At 65.9% G+C, this 18,598-nt stretch carries 21 protein-coding genes; 16 read left to right on the top strand and 5 right to left on the bottom strand.

Annotated features, from left to right (window positions below; translation table 11 throughout):
* Positions 1-10 precede the first annotated feature (10 nt).
* Both ACIGJD_RS16500 and ACIGJD_RS16495 read left to right on the top strand, forming a co-directional pair.
* A complete protein-coding gene (locus tag ACIGJD_RS16500; RefSeq protein ID WP_483687106.1) occupies positions 11-724 on the top strand; it encodes a rhamnogalacturonan acetylesterase in 714 nt (237 codons plus the stop codon).
* A complete protein-coding gene (locus ACIGJD_RS16495; protein ID WP_483687105.1) occupies positions 725-1,396 on the top strand; it encodes a DUF1961 family protein in 672 nt (223 codons plus the stop codon). It begins immediately after the preceding gene.
* A 97-nt stretch (positions 1,397-1,493) separates the two neighbouring features.
* Here ACIGJD_RS16495 and ACIGJD_RS16490 read toward each other — a convergent pair whose 3' ends face one another.
* Positions 1,494-2,060, bottom strand: coding sequence for an ABC transporter substrate-binding protein (locus ACIGJD_RS16490; RefSeq protein WP_483687104.1), 567 nt, complete (start codon positions 2,058-2,060; stop codon positions 1,494-1,496).
* 299 nt (positions 2,061-2,359) lie between these two features.
* On the opposite strand from ACIGJD_RS16490, the gene ACIGJD_RS16485 reads away from it, so the two are divergent.
* Complete coding sequence (locus tag ACIGJD_RS16485) at positions 2,360-2,737, top strand: DUF7793 family protein (RefSeq protein WP_483687103.1); 378 nt, start codon at positions 2,360-2,362, stop codon at positions 2,735-2,737.
* 27 nt (positions 2,738-2,764) lie between these two features.
* Here the strand turns inward: ACIGJD_RS16485 and ACIGJD_RS16480 are convergent, their stop codons facing one another.
* Complete coding sequence (locus ACIGJD_RS16480) at positions 2,765-3,802, bottom strand: LacI family DNA-binding transcriptional regulator (protein WP_483687102.1); 1,038 nt, start codon at positions 3,800-3,802, stop codon at positions 2,765-2,767.
* A gap of 150 nt (positions 3,803-3,952) precedes the next feature.
* On the opposite strand from ACIGJD_RS16480, the gene ACIGJD_RS16475 reads away from it, so the two are divergent.
* The 9 genes from ACIGJD_RS16475 to ACIGJD_RS16435 all read left to right on the top strand — a co-directional run bounded on the left by ACIGJD_RS16475 (position 3,953) and on the right by ACIGJD_RS16435 (position 13,484).
* Complete coding sequence (locus ACIGJD_RS16475) at positions 3,953-4,297, top strand: L-rhamnose mutarotase (RefSeq protein ID WP_483687101.1); 345 nt, start codon at positions 3,953-3,955, stop codon at positions 4,295-4,297.
* An 86-nt stretch (positions 4,298-4,383) separates the two neighbouring features.
* Complete coding sequence (gene rhaI, locus ACIGJD_RS16470; RefSeq protein ID WP_483687100.1) at positions 4,384-5,550, top strand: L-rhamnose isomerase; 1,167 nt, start codon at positions 4,384-4,386, stop codon at positions 5,548-5,550.
* A gap of 6 nt (positions 5,551-5,556) precedes the next feature.
* Entirely contained in the window at positions 5,557-7,593 is a 2,037-nt protein-coding gene (locus ACIGJD_RS16465) for a bifunctional aldolase/short-chain dehydrogenase (protein WP_483687099.1), read from the top strand.
* Positions 7,590-9,059, top strand: a complete 1,470-nt coding sequence (locus ACIGJD_RS16460; protein WP_483687098.1) for a rhamnulokinase — start codon at positions 7,590-7,592, stop codon at positions 9,057-9,059. The genes ACIGJD_RS16465 and ACIGJD_RS16460 overlap by 4 nt, the downstream gene beginning before the upstream one ends.
* A gap of 55 nt (positions 9,060-9,114) precedes the next feature.
* Positions 9,115-10,134 (top strand): acetylxylan esterase, encoded by a 1,020-nt coding sequence (locus tag ACIGJD_RS16455; protein ID WP_483687097.1) that lies wholly within the window; start codon positions 9,115-9,117, stop codon positions 10,132-10,134.
* Between the two features lie 49 nt (positions 10,135-10,183).
* The gene (locus ACIGJD_RS16450; RefSeq protein ID WP_483687096.1) at positions 10,184-11,509 is read left to right on the top strand and encodes a glycoside-pentoside-hexuronide (GPH):cation symporter; all 1,326 of its coding nucleotides are present in this window, start codon (positions 10,184-10,186) and stop codon (positions 11,507-11,509) included.
* Positions 11,510-11,745: 236 nt separating this feature from the next.
* On the top strand, positions 11,746-12,867 hold the full coding sequence (locus ACIGJD_RS16445) for a 3-deoxy-7-phosphoheptulonate synthase (protein WP_483687095.1): 1,122 nt from the start codon (positions 11,746-11,748) through the stop codon (positions 12,865-12,867).
* Positions 12,868-13,021: 154 nt separating this feature from the next.
* Positions 13,022-13,234, top strand: coding sequence for a helix-turn-helix domain-containing protein (locus tag ACIGJD_RS16440; RefSeq protein ID WP_043452394.1), 213 nt, complete (start codon positions 13,022-13,024; stop codon positions 13,232-13,234).
* Between the two features lie 151 nt (positions 13,235-13,385).
* Positions 13,386-13,484, top strand: coding sequence for a 30S ribosomal protein bS22 (locus tag ACIGJD_RS16435; RefSeq protein WP_003792170.1), 99 nt, complete (start codon positions 13,386-13,388; stop codon positions 13,482-13,484).
* Positions 13,485-13,562: 78 nt separating this feature from the next.
* On the opposite strand, the gene ACIGJD_RS16430 is transcribed toward ACIGJD_RS16435, so the two are convergent.
* Positions 13,563-14,381 carry an HAD family hydrolase gene (locus ACIGJD_RS16430; RefSeq protein WP_483687094.1) on the bottom strand — a complete coding sequence of 273 codons (819 nt, stop codon included), beginning with the start codon at positions 14,379-14,381 and terminating at the stop codon, positions 13,563-13,565.
* Positions 14,382-14,459: 78 nt separating this feature from the next.
* Here ACIGJD_RS16430 and ACIGJD_RS16425 point away from each other — a divergent pair, with 78 nt between their 5' ends.
* Together ACIGJD_RS16425 and ACIGJD_RS16420 are read left to right on the top strand one after the other, a co-directional pair.
* Complete coding sequence (locus ACIGJD_RS16425; protein WP_483687093.1) at positions 14,460-14,714, top strand: glutaredoxin family protein; 255 nt, start codon at positions 14,460-14,462, stop codon at positions 14,712-14,714.
* A 10-nt stretch (positions 14,715-14,724) separates the two neighbouring features.
* Entirely contained in the window at positions 14,725-15,429 is a 705-nt protein-coding gene (locus ACIGJD_RS16420; RefSeq protein ID WP_483687092.1) for a redox-sensing transcriptional repressor Rex, read from the top strand.
* Positions 15,430-15,503: 74 nt separating this feature from the next.
* Here the strand turns inward: ACIGJD_RS16420 and ACIGJD_RS16415 are convergent, their stop codons facing one another.
* Complete coding sequence (locus ACIGJD_RS16415) at positions 15,504-16,325, bottom strand: hypothetical protein (RefSeq protein WP_483687091.1); 822 nt, start codon at positions 16,323-16,325, stop codon at positions 15,504-15,506.
* Between the two features lie 218 nt (positions 16,326-16,543).
* On the bottom strand, positions 16,544-17,092 hold the full coding sequence (locus ACIGJD_RS16410; protein WP_483687090.1) for a YceI family protein: 549 nt from the start codon (positions 17,090-17,092) through the stop codon (positions 16,544-16,546).
* Between the two features lie 197 nt (positions 17,093-17,289).
* Here ACIGJD_RS16410 and ACIGJD_RS16405 point away from each other — a divergent pair, with 197 nt between their 5' ends.
* Together ACIGJD_RS16405 and ACIGJD_RS16400 are read left to right on the top strand one after the other, a co-directional pair.
* Positions 17,290-17,970 carry a histidine phosphatase family protein gene (locus tag ACIGJD_RS16405; protein WP_483687089.1) on the top strand — a complete coding sequence of 227 codons (681 nt, stop codon included), beginning with the start codon at positions 17,290-17,292 and terminating at the stop codon, positions 17,968-17,970.
* Between the two features lie 53 nt (positions 17,971-18,023).
* On the top strand, positions 18,024-18,584 hold the full coding sequence (locus ACIGJD_RS16400; protein ID WP_483689523.1) for a TlpA family protein disulfide reductase: 561 nt from the start codon (positions 18,024-18,026) through the stop codon (positions 18,582-18,584).
* The last annotated feature ends 14 nt before the right edge of the window (positions 18,585-18,598 follow it).

The raw sequence follows: 18,598 nt of genomic DNA, 5'->3' as shown, positions 1-18,598 counted from the left end.
AAAGGACACCATGAAGATCCTGCTGGCCGGCGACTCCACCGTGGCCAACTGTCCCACTCACGAGTTCCCCATGAGCGGCTGGGGTGCCCGGCTGGCCCCGCTTACCTATGCATGGGGCGCGGTGTATAACTTCGCCAAGGGTGGGGCGAGCACCGAATCCTTCCGCGCCGAGGGGCTGTGGACGGACCTGCTCGCCGAGGCAGGCGCCGGCGACCTGGTGCTCATCCAGTTCGGCCACAACGACCAGAAGAAGCAGCATCTGGCGGCCCGCACCGGGTACGCGGCAAACCTGCGCACCTTGGTGGCCGAGGTGCGTGCCCTGGGCGCCGCTCCGGTGCTCTGCACACCGGTGGAGCGCCGGCACTTCCTGGACGCGGCGTCGTCGGACGCTGTCCTGGAGGAAAGCCTGGAGGACTATCCGGAGGTGGTCCGCGAGCTCGGCCTGGAGCTGGGAGTCCCCGTGCTGGACCTGAATGCCTGGACCCGGGACCTGTATCTGCGGCTGGGTCCGGACCGCTCCCGTGAGCTTTTTTGCCACTTCGGGCCCGGTGAGCACGCGCACTGGCCCGACGGCCTGGCCGACGATACCCATTTCTCGCAGCAGGGGGCCGCGCTGGTGGCGGGGGAGGTGGCCGGGCAGCTTGGCGGGCTGGGGTACGGTGCGCCCGGCGCAGGCCAGCCGCCCACCGCCAGGGAGTTAAGCCCGACGGCGGGACGCAGCTAAGTGGGCACGGCAGGACTTGAAGCCGGCGTCCTTTACCGCAATCCGCTGGCCGGGCCGGACGACGTTGCCGGGTGGGTGGCGGAGGGGCCGCTAAGCCTTGGCAGCCACGACGGTGCGCTGGAACTGTCCGGGAGCCTGGACGACCAGGAGTTCGGCGACCATGCGCACTGGGCGTTCTGGTGCCCGGAGGAATTTCCGGACGGCATCCGCATCAGCTGGGAGTTCCTTCCCCTTGAGGAGCCCGGCCTGGCCATGCTGTTCTTTGCCGCTGCCGGCCGCCGCGGGCTGGACCTGTTCAGTCCGGACCTCGCGCCCAGGACCGGCTACTACCCGCAGTACCACTCGGGCGACATCGACGCCCTGCACGTTTCCTATTTCCGGCACAAGTACCAGTCCGAGCGGGCTTTCCGGACCTGCAACCTGCGCAAGAGCGCGGGGTTCGAACTGGTGGCCCAGGGTGCGGACCCGCTGCCTCCCACGGAAGACGCCATGGACTTCTATCGGTTGGAAGTACTCAAGGACGGCCCGCTGGTGGCGTTTTCCATCAACGGGCTCCCGCTGTTTGAGTGGCGTGATTCCTCCGACACAGTGCTTGGCGGGGGCCGGATCGGCTTCCGGCAGATGGCGCCGCTCCGGGCTGCCTACCGGAATCTGGTGGTGGAGAAGCTCTAAGCGGCGCCCATATGCACAGCAAAGCGGACGGCCCTTTTCGGGACCGTCCGCTTTGCTGGCGTTGCAGGTTGATTGCAGGTTGTTGACCTGCCGGGAACTAGAGACCCAGGACGCGGTTGAGCAGGTTGGCCAGGCCGTTCAGGCCGGTCCCGCCGTCCAGGAGCCCGGTGACGGCGCAAAGGAGGTTGCCCACCAGGTTGCCCGCTCTGGTCTGGGAGGTGATGTCCAGGACCACCTGGTTCAGGTCCACGTTGAGCCCCAGGAGATCCAGGTGCAGCGGACCGAGGACCAGGTTCAGGACGTCGCAGCTGCCGCCGGAGGCCAAGGCAGCGGCGGTGGAGGGTGCGGCCGCAGCGGTGGTGGTTACGGTCTGGGTGACCGGGGTGGCCACGCCGTTGAGGTCCGTGAAGGTACCCTGCACCAGGCCGGTGACGGTCAGCTGGCCGTTTTGGGCGCTGAAGCCGGACGGCGTGAACGAGCCTACGAAGGTGCCAACGCCGTCAATGGTCTGGTTGATGGTTCCGGTCACGTTGGCAACCTGTGATGACTGGGAAGCGGCAGAAGGAGCCGCTGGAGCCGCTGCCGTCGCCGGGCCTGCCATGCCGAAGAGCATGGCGCCGGAGAGGGCAATGGCGGTGACTGAAGCTGAGACCTTTGTTCGCATTTTCGGTTAATCCTTTCAGCGCCGGGTTGCGGCGCAACGAACCCCCCGAGGCTCCGCCCCCATGGAGAACCCCGGCGGAACTGGTTATTTCAAATGCACTTGTTTCAGATGCAGCCCTCGCGGGCCGCGACACGCAGCGCCGGCTGGTGATCCAGGCCACGGGCACGTCGACCAACCTATTAGTAAGTATGCTGATTAGTCAAGCCTGCTGCGGGCCGCCGGGCGGGACCGTCTTCCCGGCTCCCCGAGCTAAGGCAAGATAGTGGGGTCAGGAACTGCCCACTGGAGGGAGGCGGGACATGGAACCCGTATTGGTCGACGGCGGCAAGGGCACGGTGCAATTGCGCGCCGATGGCATCATCCACCTCATTTGGGAGCCCAGCGTCCGCATAGAAGTTGAGGATGCGCAGGCAGCCATGGCTGCGGTGAACCGCATAGCCGGCGACGCCACCTATCCCATGCTGGTGGACATGGCCACCACCGAGAATGTCAGCATCCAGGCGCGCTCGGTCTTTTCCATCCCCTGCGCGGCCAACCGCATCGCCCTTCTGGGGGCAAGCCCCGTGGACCGGATCATCGCCAACTTCTTCCTGGGAGTCCACATCCCGCCGTGCCCCACGCGCTTCTTCACTTCCCGGAGCGACTCCATGAAGTGGCTGCAGCAGTCCGGCAAATAGCCCTTCCGGGTCTCTGCCGCCGCTGCATCAGCCGGCGCTGGGTTTGCCGGCCCCGGCTGTGGCAGTGCTCTGCCGGACCACCAGCTCGGGCGTGAATACCACGGACCGGTGGACCGGATTCTGCGACTCCACTTCCTCGGACAGCAACTCGATGGCCGTCCGGCCCAGCAGCTCTGTCGGCTGGCGGATGGAGGAAAGCGGCACCACTGCCGACGCTGAAAAATCAATGTCGTCGTAACCAATCAAGGCCACGTCCTCCGGGATGCGGAAGGTGTGGGTCATGGTGAGCGATTGCATGACGCCCAGGGCCAGGAGGTCGTTGGCGCAGAAAATTCCCTCCGGCAACTTGGCCCTGCCCCGTTCCACCAGCGTGTCGCCCACGCTGCGGCCGGCCAGGACGGTCTGACCTTCGGCTTCCAGCACCTCGAGGGTGGCGTCCGGCTCCTCCTTCACGGCCCGCTGGGCCCCCTGGAGGCGGTCCGCCACCTGCCGGATGGAGGTGGGGCCGCCCACAAAGGCCAGCCGGCGGCGGCCGGTGTCCAGCAGGTGCCGGGCGGCAAGGTACCCGCCGGCGTCGTCGTCCACTGCAACCGAGCTGAACTTGGATTCGTCAGCCAGCCGGTCCACCAGAACGGTGGGCACTCCGCGCTCGCGGAGGAGGTCCAGCCTGTCCGCTATATCGCCTACTGGGGAAATCAGCAGGCCCTGGACGCGCTGTTCCTGGAAGAGGTCGATGTAGTTGGCCTCGCGCCCGGCATTGTGGCCGCTGTCGCCGAGCAGGACGGCGCTTCCCTGCAGCGCGGCGGCGTCCTCGGCCGCCCGGACCACGGAGGTGAAGAAGGGGTTCCCCACGTCCAGGACGATGAGGCCGATGGTGCGGCTGTGGCCCACGCGGAGCTGCCGGGCGGCATCGTTGCGGACGAAGCCGAGGTCATCGATGGCGCGCAGCACCCGCTCCTTGGTCCGCTCCGACACGCGGTCCGGATAGTTCAGGACGTTGGAGACGGTGCCCACGGCCACGCCCGCGTGGGTGGCGACGTCCTTGATGCTGGCTGTGCGGTTCATCGATTCTCCGTGCCGATATGCCCGCGGCAGTTGGTTCCGCGCGGGAAATCAAAAGTTCTTGCCATTGCTTGACACCTGCTCAAATCCAAGAGTACTTTGAATCGTACCAATGAAACGATTCAAAGTCGTGAAGTTTGAAGAGGAGTTCCAATGAGGGTGTGCTTCCGTTCCTCCGTCCAGCCGGCGCTGATTGATGAGTACCGCCGGCACCATGCAGAGGTCTGGCCGGAGATGCTGCATGCCCTCAAGGAAGCGGGCTGGCACAACTATTCCCTCTTCCTCGGCGAAGACGGACTCCTGGTGGGCTACGTGGAGTGCGACGACTTCGACGCCGTCCGCGCCCGCATGGCCCTGACGGACGTCAACGCCCGCTGGCAGGCGGAGATGGCAACGCTTTTCGAAGATTCCGGCCAGGCACCCGACGAAGGGTTCCAGGTCCTCGAGGAAGTCTTCAACCTCGACAGCCAGTTGGCGGCCCACCCCTCCGCGGGCTGAACGGGGCACAAAACCAGCACGGCTCCAGTAGCGGGGCACCAACCACAATGCAGCAGAATGACGCTCAAACACCGGAAAGAACCATCATGAACGACGTAGCAACGGCGCTGGGCAGGCTCGGGGAGCTTGCCATTGAGGTCCCTTCGTGGGCCTATGGAAATTCGGGTACGCGGTTCAGGGTGTTCGGTACGCCGGGCACGCCGCGGACCGTGCAGGAGAAGCTGGCGGACGCCGCCAAGGTGCACGAGCTGACCGGCCTTGCCCCCACTGTGGCGCTGCACATCCCATGGGACAAGGTGGACGACTACGCCGCGTTGAAGGACTACGCCGCGGGACTGGGTGTTGGCCTGGGCACGATCAACTCGAACACCTTCCAGGATGACGAGTACAAGTTCGGCTCACTGACTTCCTCAAATGAGGCGGTCCGCCGCCGGGCGGTCGACCACCACCTGGACTGCATCCAGATCATGCATGCCACGGGCTCGAAGGACCTGAAGATCTGGCTGGCGGACGGCACTAACTACCCGGGCCAGGACGATCTGCGCGGCCGCCAGGACCGCCTGGCGGAATCGCTGCAGGAAATCTACGCGGCCCTGGGTGACGAACAGCGCCTGGTGCTGGAGTACAAGTTCTTCGAACCGGCTTTTTACCACACGGATGTTCCGGACTGGGGTACCTCGTACGCGCAGACCCTGGCGTTGGGCGAGAAGGCCTTCGTGTGCCTGGACACCGGCCACCACGCCCCGGGCACGAACATCGAGTTCATCGTGATGCAGCTGCTGCGCCTGGGCAAGCTGGGCTCCTTCGACTTCAACTCGCGCTTCTACGCGGACGATGACCTGATCGTGGGTGCCGCGGACCCGTTCCAGCTCTTCCGCATCATGCATGAGGTAATCCGCGGCGGCGGGTACGGCAAGGATTCCGGCGTGGCCCTGATGCTGGACCAGTGCCACAACCTGGAAGAGAAGATCCCGGGCCAGATCCGGTCAGTGCTGAACGTCCAGGAGATGACGTTGCGCGCCCTGCTGGTGGACACGGCCGCCCTGGACGAGGCGCAGCGTGCAGGGGATGTCCTGGCCGCCAACGGCATCTTCAACGATGCGTTCTACACCGACGTCCGGCCGATCCTGGCCGATTGGCGTGAATCCCGCGGTCTGCCGGCGGATCCGATGGCCGCCTTCAAGGCCAGCGGTTACCAGAAGAAGATCAACGAGGACCGCGTGGGCGGCCAGCAAGCCGGATGGGGCGCATAAAGAGTTATGAGCAACAAGACTGTTGAAGACCTGATTTCCCGTTCCAACCGCCTGGGCGCGGATAAGCGGAACACCAACTTTGCCGGCGGCAACACCTCCGCCAAGGGCACCGAAACGGACCCGGTCACCGGTGAGGACGTCGAACTCCTGTGGGTGAAGGGTTCCGGCGGGGACCTGGGCACGCTGAAGGAGCAGAACCTTGCGGTGCTGCGGCTGGACCGGCTGAATGCGCTGAAGAACGTCTACCCGGGCGTGGAGCGTGAGGACGAGATGGTGGCCGCGTTCGATTACTGCCTGCACGGCAAGGGCGGAGCGGCGCCGTCGATCGATACCGCCATGCACGGGCTGGTGGACGCCGCGCACGTTGACCACCTGCATCCGGACTCCGGCATTGCGATCGCCACGGCCGCGGAGGGTGAAGCGCTGACCACCAAGATCTTCGGCAACAAGGTGGTCTGGGTACCGTGGCGCCGTCCGGGGTTCCAGCTGGGCCTGGACATCGCTGCAATCAAGGACGCCAACCCACAGGCCATCGGCACCATCCTGGGCGGGCACGGCATCACCGCGTGGGGCGCCACCAGCGAAGAAGCAGAACAGAATTCGCTGTGGATCATCGAGCAGGCGGAGAAGTACATCCGGGACAACGGCAAGGCCGAGCCCTTCGGTTCCAAGCTGCCCGGCTACGCGGCCCTGCCCCACGAGGAGCGCCGCGCCAAGGCTGCCGCCCTGGCACCGGTGATCCGCGGCCTGGTCTCCACGGACAAACCGCAACTGGGGCACTTCAGCGATGACGCCGTCGTGCTGGAATTCCTCGAAGCCGCCGAACACCCGCGCCTGGGCGCCCTGGGCACTTCCTGCCCGGACCACTTCCTGCGCACCAAGGTCAAGCCGCTGATCCTGGACCTGCCCGCCGACGCCTCCATCGAGGACTCGATAGCGCGGCTGCACGAACTGCACGCCGACTACCGCGAGGACTACCAGGCCTACTACGACCGCCACGCCGATGAGAACAGCCCCGCCCTGCGCGGAGCGGACCCGGCGGTCGTGCTGGTCCCCGGTGTGGGCATGTTCTCCTATGGCAAGGACAAGCAGACCGCCCGCGTTGCCGGCGAGTTCTACATCAACGCGATCAACGTCATGCGCGGCGCGGAGGCCATCTCCAGCTACGCCCCGATCGAGGAAGCCGAGAAGTTCCGGATCGAGTACTGGGCGCTGGAGGAAGCCAAGCTGGCCCGGATGCCCAAGCCCAAGTCCCACGCCACCCGCATCGCGCTGGTGACGGGTGCGGCGTCCGGCATCGGCAAGGCCATCGCCACGCGTTTGGCGTCCGACGGCGCATGCGTCGTCATTGCCGACCTGAACCTTGAGAACGCACAAAAGGTCGCCGAGGAGCTGGGCGGTGCCGACGTCGCCATCGGTGTCCAGGCGGATGTTACGGACGAGGCGCAGGTGTCCGCGGCGATCGACGCCGCTGTCCTTGCCTTCGGTGGCGTGGACCTGGTGGTCAACAATGCCGGCCTGTCCATCTCCAAGCCGCTGCTGGAAACCACCGAAAAGGACTGGGACCTGCAGCACAACGTCATGGCCAAGGGCTCGTTCCTGGTGGCCAAGGCCGCCGCGAAGGTGATGATCGCCCAGGGCATGGGCGGGGACATCATCTACATCTCGTCCAAGAACTCCGTGTTCGCCGGCCCCAACAACATTGCCTACTCCGCCACCAAGGCGGACCAGGCCCACCAGGTCCGGCTGCTCGCGGCCGAACTGGGCGAGCACGGCATCCGCGTCAACGGCATCAACCCCGACGGCGTGGTCCGCGGCTCCGGTATCTTCGCCGGCGGCTGGGGCGCCAAGCGCGCCGCGGTCTACGGCGTGGAGGAGGAGAAGCTCGGCGAGTACTACGCCCAGCGCACCCTGCTCAAGCGCGAAGTCCTGCCCGAGCACGTGGCCAACGCCGCCGCCGTCCTCACCAGCAACGAGCTGTCCCACACCACCGGCCTGCACATCCCCGTGGACGCCGGGGTGGCCGCAGCCTTCCTCCGATGAGTACGTCTGTTTCAGGTGTCGACGGCGGCGTGTTTGCCGCCGTCGACATCGGCGCCTCCTCCGGCCGCGTGATGCTGGGACGGGTTTCCCCGGCTGGGGCGGCGCTGGAAACCGTCCACCGGTTCCCCAACGGCGTGGTGGAGCACGACGGCGGCCTCCGCTGGGACTTCGACGCCCTGTACGCGGAGGTGCTTGAGGGCCTGCGTGCTGCCGCCACGGTGGCGGCGGTGCAGGGCGAAACCATCGCGAGCATCGGCATCGACACCTGGGCCGTGGACTACGGCCTGGTGGACGATGCCGGGAAACTGGTGGCGCAGCCGTTCAGCTACCGCGACGACCGCAGCCGCACCGCCGTCGACACCGTGCACGGCACGCTGGACCCGGCGCGCCTGTACCAGACCACAGGGCTGCAGTTCCTGCAGTTCAACACCATCTACCAGCTGGCCACCGAGCAGGACCTGGACGGGCTGCAGGCGCTGCTCATCCCGGACCTGATCGCCTTCCTGCTCACAGGGGCGCGCCGCACGGAGGCTACCAACGCCTCCACCACGGGACTGTTCGACGCCGTGGCGGGGGAGTGGGCCACCGAGTTCTTCACTGCCCTGGGCCTGCGGAAGGACCTGTTCCCGCCGCTGATCCAGCCCGGCGAAGCCTACGGGGACCTCCTGCCGGACGTAGCCGCGGCTGTCGGCCTTCCGGCGGAAACCGCGGTGGTGGCGGTCGGCTCCCACGACACCGCCTCCGCCGTCGCCGCAGTTCCCGCCGGGGATGAGGCCTTCGCCTACATCTCCTCCGGCACCTGGTCCCTGGTTGGCCTGGAACTGAAGCGCCCCGTCCTCACCGAGGCCAGCCGGGAAGCGAACTTCACCAATGAACGCGGCGTGGACGGCACCATCCGCTACCTGCGGAACGTGGGCGGGCTGTGGCTGCTGAGCGAATGCCAGCGGACGTGGGCCGGCGAAGGTTTTCAGCCGGACCTTGCCGCCCTCCTGGCTGCCGCCGCGGCACTTCCCGCCGGCGGGCCGCAGATCAATGCCGATGACCCGCACTTCATCGCCCCGGACAACATGCCCGCGCGCATCCGTGCCGCTGTGCGGCATGCCGGTGCGGACCTGGGTGATGACCCCGCGGCCATCACGCGCTGCATCATGGACAGCCTCGCGGCAGGTTATGCCCGGACCATCACGGCCGCGGAGCGCCTGGCCGACCGGCCCGTGGAGGTGGTGCACGTGGTGGGCGGCGGCTCGCAGAACGCCCTGCTCTGCCAGCTGACCGCCAACGCCACCGGTAAGCCTGTTATCGCAGGACCGGTGGAAGCCACTGCCCTGGGCAACGTACTCGTCCAGGCCCGAGCCGCCGGCGCAGCTACTGGCGGCCTGCCGCACCTGCGCAAAATCGTGGCGGCCGGAACCACCCTGCGCCGCTTCGAACCGCTTGTCAGCGTTCACCAGGGGTACGTGCAGTAGAAATGGACGAACTCACCCGAGGCCGCCACACAACCTAAAACAGAACAGGACAACGATGCCCCTCTTCGACCTTCCCCTGGCACAGCTGCGCAGCTACACCTCCGAGGTCACGCCGCCGGAAGACCTGGACGCGTTCTGGGATGCCACCCTGGACGAAGCCTGCGCCTTTCCGCTCAATGCGACCTTCGAGCCGGTGGAAAACTACCTGACGGTCATCGACACCTTTGACGTCACCTTCTCCGGCTTCGGCGGCGCACCGGTCAAGGGCTGGCTGCACCTGCCCGCCAACCGGGACGCCGGTGCCCGGCTTCCGGTGGTGGTCAACTACATCGGCTACTCGGGCGGCCGCGGCCTGGTGAACCAGGACACGCGCTGGGCGCAGGCCGGGTACGCTCACTTCATCATGGACACCCGCGGCCAGGGGTACGGCGGCACGCTGGGACACACCGCGGATCCGCACCCGTCAGCCGGGGACGTGGCGCACGCCGGCCTCATGACCAGGGGCATCACCAGCCGCGAGGACTACTACTACCGCCGCGTGTATGTGGACGCGTTCCGCGCCGTGGAAGCCGCGCAGGCCCACCCCGCCGTCGACGCCGCCAAAGTGGTGCTGGCCGGCGTGAGCCAGGGCGGGGGCCTGGTGGTGGCCACGGCGGGGCTCACCGCCGGAAGGCTCGACGGCGTCATCGCCGCGCTGCCCGACGTTCCGTTCCTGCAGGACTTCCCCCGCGCCATCGACATCACCCCGCGCGGGCCGTACCCGGAGATTGCCCAGTTCCTGGCCCGGCACCGGGACCGCTATGACGACGCCCTGGCCGTCCTCAACTATTTCGACGGCGTCAACCTGGCCCGGTATGCCACGGCGCCGGCCCTGTATTCGGCTGCCCAGATGGACGATATCTGCCCGCCGTCCACCGTCTTCGCCAGCTTCAACGCCTATGGCTCCGGGACATCCGCCGCATCCGCCACGGGAGCTGCCAAGGAGATCGAGGTGTACCGGTTCAACAACCACGAAGGCGGCCAGGAGCACCAGTGGATCCGGCAACTGGTGTTTCTGCGCAAGATTCTGGGGTAGATTCCTGTTCGGGTGAGAAAGCGGTTTCTCACCTTGGGGACAGGAAAAAATGAAGCCATTGAACAGGGTCGCGATCGTAGGCTACGGCGCCGGCGACGCGGCCAACAGCATGATCATCAGTACTGCCAACATGTTCCTGCTGGTCTACTACACCGACGTGGCCGGGATCGGAGCGGCGGCTGCCGGCACCCTGCTGGTGGTTGCGCGGGTGTTCAACGCCTTCACGGACATTGCTGCCGGCAGGATCGTTGACCGTTTCCACAGCCAGCGGTGGGGAAAGTTCCGGCCCTTCCTGCTCTTCGGCTTTGTTCCGCTGGTGCTGGGCGTGGCTGTATTCCATGTGCCCGACGTCGAGCCAGGCCTGAAGCTGCTCTACGCCTACTGCACCTACTTCCTGGTCTGTCTTGCCTACAGCCTGGTGAATGTCCCCTACGGCTGCCTGGTGGGCGCCATGACCCAGGACCCCCGTGACCGGGCCAGGCTGGCCGGAGCGCGGACCATCGGCGGCCTGTCGGTAGGGGCGACGCTTGGGTTCTTCGTGGCACCGCTCCTGGGCAGGGGCGGGGACGTCCAGCAGATCTTCACCGTGATGACGCTGGTCTTCGCGGTGCTGGGCTCCGGCCTGTACGTGTTCACTGGGACCGCCTGCCGGGAACAAGTTGCCGGCAGCGTTCCCAAAATCACCTGGCGCCAAACCACTGACGCGCTCAGGGTCAATTCGCCGCTGGTGGTCCTGTGCCTCAGTTCCGTACTGCTGGTGACCGGCAACTCCGCCACCGTGGCGGCGCAGTTTTACTACCTGCGCGATGTCCTGTCCCGCCTGGACCTCTTTCCCCTGATGGCGGCAACGCAGGTGGTCATTACCCTGGCGCTTGCCGTGCTGATGCCGCGCCCGGTCAACAGATGGGGCAAGAAGGCAGTGTTCGCCGCCGGCTGCATGCTCGGCGCCGCGGGTGGACTCGTGGTTTTCCTGGCGCCGGCAGAAGCCCCCTGGCTGGCGGTGGCCGGGATGGTCCTGGCCCAGCTTTCGGCCGCGACGGTAAGCATCCTCACCTGGGCACTCATCGCGGACACTGTGGAATACGGGGAGTGGAAAACCGGCGTCCGGGTGCAGGGCATCAACTACGCCCTCCTGGCGGCCACCCGGAAGCTGGGCATGGGCTTCGGCGGCGGATTGGTCGCCTTCGCGCTGGCGTGGGGCGGCTATTCCTCGTTGGTCCAGGAGCAGGCGGCACCGGCGCTCACGGCGATCCGCGCCGCCGCCGGACTGCTGCCGGCCGCGCTGGTGCTGGCCGCCGTCGTGATCATGTCCTGGTATAGGCTCACGGACCAGAAGCACGCCGAACTGGTGGCAGGTCTCCAGAAGTCCCGATGAAGCGAATATGACGGACGCTGATTTTGCGGCTGGGCGCACCCGGGTTTATGGTCTCTTTCATGACTAACCGTTGGTATGCGTATTTTTCGTTGGCTCTGGAGGGGCCCGCGTCTAACTGACACGCATCCAGCATTCCTTCAGAGCCAACAGGGCAGAGATTATTCTCTGCCCTTCGCCGTTTCTCCGGCGGGTTCTGAAATCCGGGCCCGCTTCCCACCTGGAACAGGACCCCGAACATGAGCACCGCAACAGCAGCAGCCCCCGCCACCGAGACCAAGTCCACGTCGAACCTGCGGGTCAGTGAATTCACCCCGCTGCCCACCCCATCGGCGCTCCTCACCAAACTGCCCCTGGACGCCCGGGCTGCTGCCGTCGTCGAACGTGGACGCGATGAGGTCCGCGCCATCATGGACGGCGTGGACGACCGCCTGCTGGTCATCGTGGGTCCCTGTTCCATTCACGACCCCAAGGCAGGGCTGGAGTACGCCCGCCGGCTGGTCAGCCAGGCCGAAAAGCACAAGGAAGACCTGCTGATCGTCATGCGGACCTACTTCGAAAAGCCGCGCACCACGGTGGGCTGGAAGGGCCTGATCAACGATCCCCGCCTGGACGGCAGCCACGACATGGTCACCGGCCTCCGCACGGCCCGGCAGTTCCTGCAGCAGGTCACCGCACTGGGCCTGCCCACCGCCACCGAATTCCTGGAACCGATCAGCCCCCAGTACATGGCCGACCTCATCTCGTGGGGCGCCATCGGTGCCCGCACCACCGAAAGCCAGATCCACCGGCAGCTTGCCTCCGGCCTGTCCATGCCCATCGGCTTCAAGAACGGGACCGACGGCGGCCTGCAGGTGGCCATCGACGCGTGCGGGGCCGCGGCGGCGGCCCAGGCGTTCCTTGGAATCGACGGCGAGGGCCGGGCCGCGCTGGTGGCGACCGCCGGAAATCCGGACACCCACGTCATCCTCCGCGGCGGCCGCAAGGGGCCCAACTACTCAGCGGCCGACGTCGAGCGGGCCTCCAGCGAACTGGCGGGCAAGGGACTGAACCCGCGCCTCATCGTCGACGCCAGCCACGCCAACAGCGGCAAGAGCCACCACCGTCAGGCCGAGGTGGCACTGGAAATCGGCGCGCAACTGGAGGACGGCGGGACCGCGGCGCGCGCCGTGGCCGGCGTCATGCTGGAAAGCTTCCTGGTGGCCGGGGCCCAGAACCTGGACGTCGCGGAACACGCGGCAGGGCGCTCGGAACTGGCCTACGGCCAAAGCGTCACGGATGCCTGCATGGACTGGGACGTTACCGCGTCCGTCCTGGAGCAGTTGGCGGCATCGGCACGGAAGCGCCGGGAGTCGAATTAGGGGACGAAATAGGGGACCCACTACTTTCACATCTGCCACAGGAACATCTAGAGTATCTATCTAGGTGGTTGGTGGATGGCTCAGCATCGGAACACCGCATTGGCACGTACCTGGGGTCACTGTTGTCCATCCGTCAGCAAAGGAAAATAGGGAAATGTCGGCAGAACAGAACTTCTCCAACGCGAAGTTCCTGACCGTGGCTGAAGTAGCCGAGGTCATGCGCGTCTCCAAAATGACTGTCTACCGGCTGGTGCACTCGGGCGAAATGCCGGCAGTGCGCTTCGGCCGCTCCTACCGGGTCCCCGAGAACGCCGTTGAACAGTACCTCAAGGGTGCTGTCGTGGACGGCCACACCGAGACGGCCTGAGGCGGCCTGTCCTGAGCCGCTCCTGATAGGCGGTACCCTGTTAAGGAACGTTTTACGTCATTGTAAGAATCTGTCAGTTGTTCAGTTCGTAGCTTTGTCCACGGACATTCTCCATCAGACAGGTACTGCATCTAGTTTGTAAGGAACTTTCGTGGGTTCAGTTATTAAGAAGCGTCGCAAGCGTATGGCCAAGAAGAAGCACCGCAAGCTGCTTCGCAAGACCCGTCACCAGCGCCGCAACAAGAAGTAGGAATACTTCGAACAGCGTGGAAATGCCCGTCGCCTTCCGAGGCGGCGGGTATTTTCTTTAACCGGGCGGCTTCCCTGGCTAGGCCCGCGGGCCGCGCATCCGGGCGAATCCCTTCCAGAGGCCGTAAATGGCACCGCCAAAAGTGGCTGCCTTAAGGCCGAAGGTGGCGGCGCGGCGCCCGGCGCGGAAGTCGTAGACCGGCCAGTTGCGGTCACGGGCGTGGCGGCGCAGCTTGGCATCCGGGTTGATGGCAACGGGATGCCCCACCAGCGACAGCAGCGGGACGTCGTTATAGGAGTCGCTGTAGGCCCAGCAGCGCTTGAGGTCCAGGCCTTCCTCGTCGGCGATGGCCTGGACGGCCACGGCCTTGGCTGAGCCGTGCAGGATGTCGCCCACCAGCCGGCCGGTGTACATGCCGTCCGACACTTCGCCCACCGTCCCCAGCGCTCCGGTCAGCCCCAGGCGGGTGGAAATCACGGTGGCCACTTCAATGGGCGTGGCGGTCACCAGCCAGACGCGGCGGCCCACCCTGAGGTGCTGTTCCGCCAGTGCCTTGGCCCCCGGCCAGATCCGCGACGCAATCATTTCGTCGTAGACCTCTTCGCCCAAGGCCTTGATGTCGTCAACGGTGATTCCTGCGGCCAGCGTCAGGGCAGAATCGCGCACGGCATGGACATCGTCGATGTTTTCCCCGCGCGCCACGAACTTGAATTGCTTCCATGCGAAGCCGGCGGCCTGGACCAGGGTGAATGCTCCGCGCTGGTGCATCTTCCGCGCCACATGGAAGAGGCTGGCTCCGCGCATCAGGGTGTTGTCCACGTCGAAGAACGCCGCTTCGCCTGGCTGCGGCTCGGCAACCGGGCGCGTGACTACGGCGACGTATTTCTCCTCGGGCATGGACTTGAGTCTAGTCAATCCAGTGGCCTGCCGCCGTCGGCGTCACCGGCAGCATGCGAACGGCGATACCGTTAAGCCATGGCTACACCCCGCGTCGTCCTGGTCACCAAAGCTGACTGCCACCTTTGCGCAGACGCGCGCGACGCCGTCCGCCGGGTCACTGCCTCATTGGGCCTCACCTGGAGCGAAGAGTTGGTGGACAACCAGCCCGAGCTGCGTGAGCGCTACGCCGAAGAGATCCCGGTGGTGCTGGTGGACGGCGTGCAGCGCGACTTCTGGAAGATCGACGAAACCCGGCTGGAACGCGTGCTGCAGCGCGCCATGGCCCAGTAGGGGAGTGCCGGTGACCTCCCTGGATCCAACGCCGCAGCCCCTCCCCGACCTTCCTGACGCCACCGGCTCTACCCCCAAGCAGATACCACCCGCCGCCGTAGCCCGGCTGACGCTCTACCTCCGTGCCCTGAACACCCTGCTCGCGGAGGGCGTTGAGCGCGTTTCCTCCGAATCACTGGCGGAGGCCTCCGGCGTCAGTTCCTCAACCCTGCGCAAGGACCTCTCCTACGTGGGATCGTACGGAACCAGGGGCGTGGGCTACGAGGTGCAGTACCTCAGCCGCCATATCGCCGCCGCACTTGGACTGACGCACGACTGGAAAGTGGCCATCGTTGGGGCCGGCAACCTGGGCAAGGCGCTGGCGCGGTACGGCGGCTTCGAGTCCCGCGGGTTCGACGTCGTGGCCATTTTCGACGCCGACCAGATGGTGGTGGGCAGCGAAGTGGGATGGCTGCGGGTCAGCGACGTGGCGGACCTCGAAACAGTCCTGCACCGGACCGGGGCCAACATGGTGGTGCTCGCGCTTCCGGCCGCTGTGGCCCAGGGCGTCTGCGACCGGGTGGTGGCGGCAGGCGTGCACAGTGTCCTGAGTTTCGCACCGGTGATGCTGCAGGTTCCCGATGGCGTCAACCTGCGCAAAGTGGACATGGCCACGGAACTCCAGATCCTGGCCTATCACGCCCAGCGGGCACAGACGCCCGGCCAGACAGCCTAGGCGCTGGCTTAACGCAGGCGGCCCGGGAAGCATTGCTGCTTCCCGGGCCGCCAGCTTGCCGGCAGAGGTACTGGTTACCGCCCGTAAGGGTTGCCGAACCCACCGGAGTACGGGTTGGCGAAAGGCTGCTGCTTTCGGAAGTACGGGGCAGCTGCAGGCAGGTAAAGCAGCACGATGGCCACGATGCCCAGGACAGTTCCCAGCGTTCCGATGGAGGGGACCCCAAACAGGCCGAAAATGGACAGGGCCGCGAAAACTGTTCCCAGGATCCGGGCCCAGTTCCTGCCCTTGCGGATGAAGAAGGCCACCAGCAAGTAGAGCGCTGCACCGATGATGCCGAATACCACCAGCGTGCCGGCAATGAAGCTCTTCATGCTGTCGTAGCTGATGTCTGTCCCGCTGGAGCGCATCTGCTGTTCAAAAAGCTGCCGGAGCTCTGGGCTGTCCAGCTGGGTGAGCCCGAGGATCATGCCGATGACGAAGATCACCCCCGATGCAATGAGCAGCCAGAAGGAGATGTTCACCAGTTGGGGAACGCCGTTGCTTCCGGCCGGCTGCGGCTGCTCAGAGGGGTACTGGCCGTAAGGGGACTGTCCATACGGCTGCTGCCCATAGCCGGGAACCTGGGAGGCGTTCTGCCCATACTGGGATCCCTGCGACCCATACTGCGGCGCGTTCTGGCCGTACTGCGGGGCATTCTGGCCATATTGCGGCGCTGCCGGCGGCTGCGACCCGTACTGGGGCTGGTTCTGACCGTACTGCGGAGCGTTCTGGCCGTACTGCGGCGCGTTTTGGCCGTAGCGCGGTGGCTGGGCTCCGGACTGGTCGTTGCTGGATTGTCCGTTGCTGGTGCGCGGGTCTTCGGACCCGGGAGGCGGGACGGGAGGAGTACTCATGGGCGTTCCTTCTGAAGGGTCGGGATCCAGGTAGGCTGCCGGGAATCGGTCCTCAGCCTTCCCCCCAGCATGGCTTAAGTCCACCGTACCCCCGGCGGGGGGCGTTGTGGATGATTCGGGAGGTGTCGATGCACGGCGTTTGCCGTTGTATGTTTGCCCGTTAAACACGGCACCCCGGCCGTGCCGTGCGGGCGGGCCGGGGTGCCGTGAAGGGGGAATCAGGCTGCGGGAGCGATGAAGGCGAGCTCCAGGTTGATGGCCACCTTGTCGCTGACCAGCACGCCGCCGGTTTCCAGGACGGCGTTCCAGGTCAGGCCGAAGTCCTTGCGGCTGATGGTGGTCTCGGCGGAAACGCCGGCGCGGGTGTTGCCGAACGGGTCCACGGCCACGCCGTTGAACTCGGTTTCCAGGGTCACGGGACGGGTAACGCCCTTGATGGTCAGGTCGCCGGTGAGTTCGTAGCTGTTGCCCTTGGCGGCCAGGCCGTTGGAAACGAAGGAGATCTCGGGGAACTTCTCCACGTCGAAGAAGTCTTCGCCCTTGACGTGGCCGTCGCGATTGGCATCGCCGGAGTCGAAGCTGGCGGTCTTGATGGTGGCGTTGATCTTCGAAGCGGCCACATCCTCGGCGAGGTCAAGCGTGGCGGCGGCTTCGGTGAACTGGCCGCGGACCTTGCTGATGCCCGCGTGGCGGACGGTGAAACCGATCTCGCTGTGGGAGTTGTCCAGGGTCCAGGTGCCGGTGGTGACGTCTGCGGGAAGTGCCATGATGTTGCTCCTTATATAGCTGTACCTGTAGAGATGTTGAAGCTTCATAAGTTGAAGTCTCAACTAACTTGCTGCATCCAGTATAAACATGTATTTGCATCTTTTGTTCCCGTGTCCGGAACATTTCTTCAAAAACTTCAGTTCTACTTGGTGTAGAAGATTTCGGATCGCGCGCCATCTTTGAGAAACTGGTAAACATGCCCCAAGCCACTGTCCATCTGCTCCGCCACGGCGAGGTCCATAATCCCGACGGCGTTCTCTATGGGCGGCTCCCGGATTTCCACCTTTCTGAGCTGGGCCAGGAGATGGCCCGGATGCTTGCGGAGCACTTCCGGCAGCGCGCTGAGCACGGGGCCCGCATCACCTACCTGGCCGCTTCGCCGCTGGAGCGTGCGCAGGAAACTGCACGGCCGACGTCGGAAGCCCTGCAGCTGCACATCCACACGGACGCACGGATCATCGAAGCCGAAAACTACTTCGAGGGCATGAAGGTCACCAAGGGTGAACTGCGCCGGCCCCGGCACTGGCCGCACCTGGTCAACCCGCTGCGCCCGTCCTGGGGCGAGCCGTACAAGCAGCAGGCGGCAAGGGTGGCAGCCGCGGCGCAGGACGCGCGCCGGAAGGCGATTGAACTCGCAGCGGGCGACTTCGGCACCGAAGGCCCCGAGGCCATCCTGGTCAGCCACCAACTGCCCATCTGGGCCACCCGCCTGACCGCGGAAGGGCGGCCGCTGTGGCACGATCCCCGCAAGCGCGAGTGCACCCTGACCTCCGTTACGTCCCTGGTGTTCGACGATGCCGGCTCGCTATTGCGGGTTGAGTACAGCGAACCCGCAGCATCCCTTCTTCCCGGTGCCGCCAGCACCCCTGGAGCCTAGTAGTGAGCAACAACAACCTTCCCTCGCGCCGCGGCCTGCTCGCCGCCGGCGGCATGGCCCTGACCGCGCTGACCCTTGGCCTGTCCGGCTGCGCGCAGGAGGACGCACTGGCCAAGCAGGCAAAAGCGGGGGACAACAAGAATTACGTTGCCGGTGACGGCTCCGTGACCGAGTTCGCCGCCGCGGACCGCAAGGAAGCCGTGCAGATCCAGGGTGCCCTCTTCAACGGCGCCGCTGTCACCCCGGCCGACTTCCAGGGAAAGGTGAGCGTCCTGAACTTCTGGTTCGCAGCCTGTGCCCCCTGCCGCGTGGAAGCGCCGCTCCTGGAGGCGCTGCACCAGGAGTTCAAGGACCAGGGCGTCCAGTTCTTCGGCGTCAACCTCCGCGATGAGAAGCCCACGGCCGAGGCGTTCGAAAAGACGTTCAACCTGACCTACCCCAGCTTTAACGACAAGGACGGCGGTGTCCTGCTGTCCGTGTCCGGCCTGGTGCCGCCCGGAGCCGTGCCCACCACGCTGGTCCTGGACAAGCAGGGGCGGGTGGCCTCCCGCGTCCTCGGCGAGATCGAGAAGGGCACCCTGAAGGCCCTCATCACCGCCGCCGTGACGGAATAGGGACAGGCCGGGAC

It is taken from the genome of Arthrobacter sp. E1SS-5, assembly GCF_057073715.1.
This window is presented reverse-complemented; position numbering and strand designations above follow the sequence as displayed.

Bases quoted from the DNA above. Each gene is read 5' to 3' on its own strand.
- ACIGJD_RS16400 (WP_483689523.1), top strand. From the start codon at position 18,024: ATGGCCCTGACCGCGCTGACCCTTGGCCTGTCCGGCTGCGCGCAGGAG.
- ACIGJD_RS16425 (WP_483687093.1), top strand. From the start codon at position 14,460: ATGGCTACACCCCGCGTCGTCCTGGTCACCAAAGCTGACTGCCACCTT.
- ACIGJD_RS16455 (WP_483687097.1), top strand. From the start codon at position 9,115: ATGCCCCTCTTCGACCTTCCCCTGGCACAGCTGCGCAGCTACACCTCC.
- ACIGJD_RS16460 (WP_483687098.1), top strand. From the start codon at position 7,590: ATGAGTACGTCTGTTTCAGGTGTCGACGGCGGCGTGTTTGCCGCCGTC.
- ACIGJD_RS16415 (WP_483687091.1), bottom strand. From the start codon at position 16,325: ATGAGTACTCCTCCCGTCCCGCCTCCCGGGTCCGAAGACCCGCGCACC.
- ACIGJD_RS16490 (WP_483687104.1), bottom strand. From the start codon at position 2,060: ATGCGAACAAAGGTCTCAGCTTCAGTCACCGCCATTGCCCTCTCCGGC.
- ACIGJD_RS16430 (WP_483687094.1), bottom strand. From the start codon at position 14,381: ATGCCCGAGGAGAAATACGTCGCCGTAGTCACGCGCCCGGTTGCCGAG.
- ACIGJD_RS16410 (WP_483687090.1), bottom strand. From the start codon at position 17,092: ATGGCACTTCCCGCAGACGTCACCACCGGCACCTGGACCCTGGACAAC.
- ACIGJD_RS16480 (WP_483687102.1), bottom strand. From the start codon at position 3,802: ATGAACCGCACAGCCAGCATCAAGGACGTCGCCACCCACGCGGGCGTG.
- ACIGJD_RS16450 (WP_483687096.1), top strand. From the start codon at position 10,184: ATGAAGCCATTGAACAGGGTCGCGATCGTAGGCTACGGCGCCGGCGAC.
- ACIGJD_RS16405 (WP_483687089.1), top strand. From the start codon at position 17,290: ATGCCCCAAGCCACTGTCCATCTGCTCCGCCACGGCGAGGTCCATAAT.
- ACIGJD_RS16485 (WP_483687103.1), top strand. From the start codon at position 2,360: ATGGAACCCGTATTGGTCGACGGCGGCAAGGGCACGGTGCAATTGCGC.
- ACIGJD_RS16465 (WP_483687099.1), top strand. From the start codon at position 5,557: ATGAGCAACAAGACTGTTGAAGACCTGATTTCCCGTTCCAACCGCCTG.
- ACIGJD_RS16445 (WP_483687095.1), top strand. From the start codon at position 11,746: ATGAGCACCGCAACAGCAGCAGCCCCCGCCACCGAGACCAAGTCCACG.
- rhaI (WP_483687100.1), top strand. From the start codon at position 4,384: ATGAACGACGTAGCAACGGCGCTGGGCAGGCTCGGGGAGCTTGCCATT.
- ACIGJD_RS16475 (WP_483687101.1), top strand. From the start codon at position 3,953: ATGAGGGTGTGCTTCCGTTCCTCCGTCCAGCCGGCGCTGATTGATGAG.
- ACIGJD_RS16500 (WP_483687106.1), top strand. From the start codon at position 11: ATGAAGATCCTGCTGGCCGGCGACTCCACCGTGGCCAACTGTCCCACT.
- ACIGJD_RS16440 (WP_043452394.1), top strand. From the start codon at position 13,022: ATGTCGGCAGAACAGAACTTCTCCAACGCGAAGTTCCTGACCGTGGCT.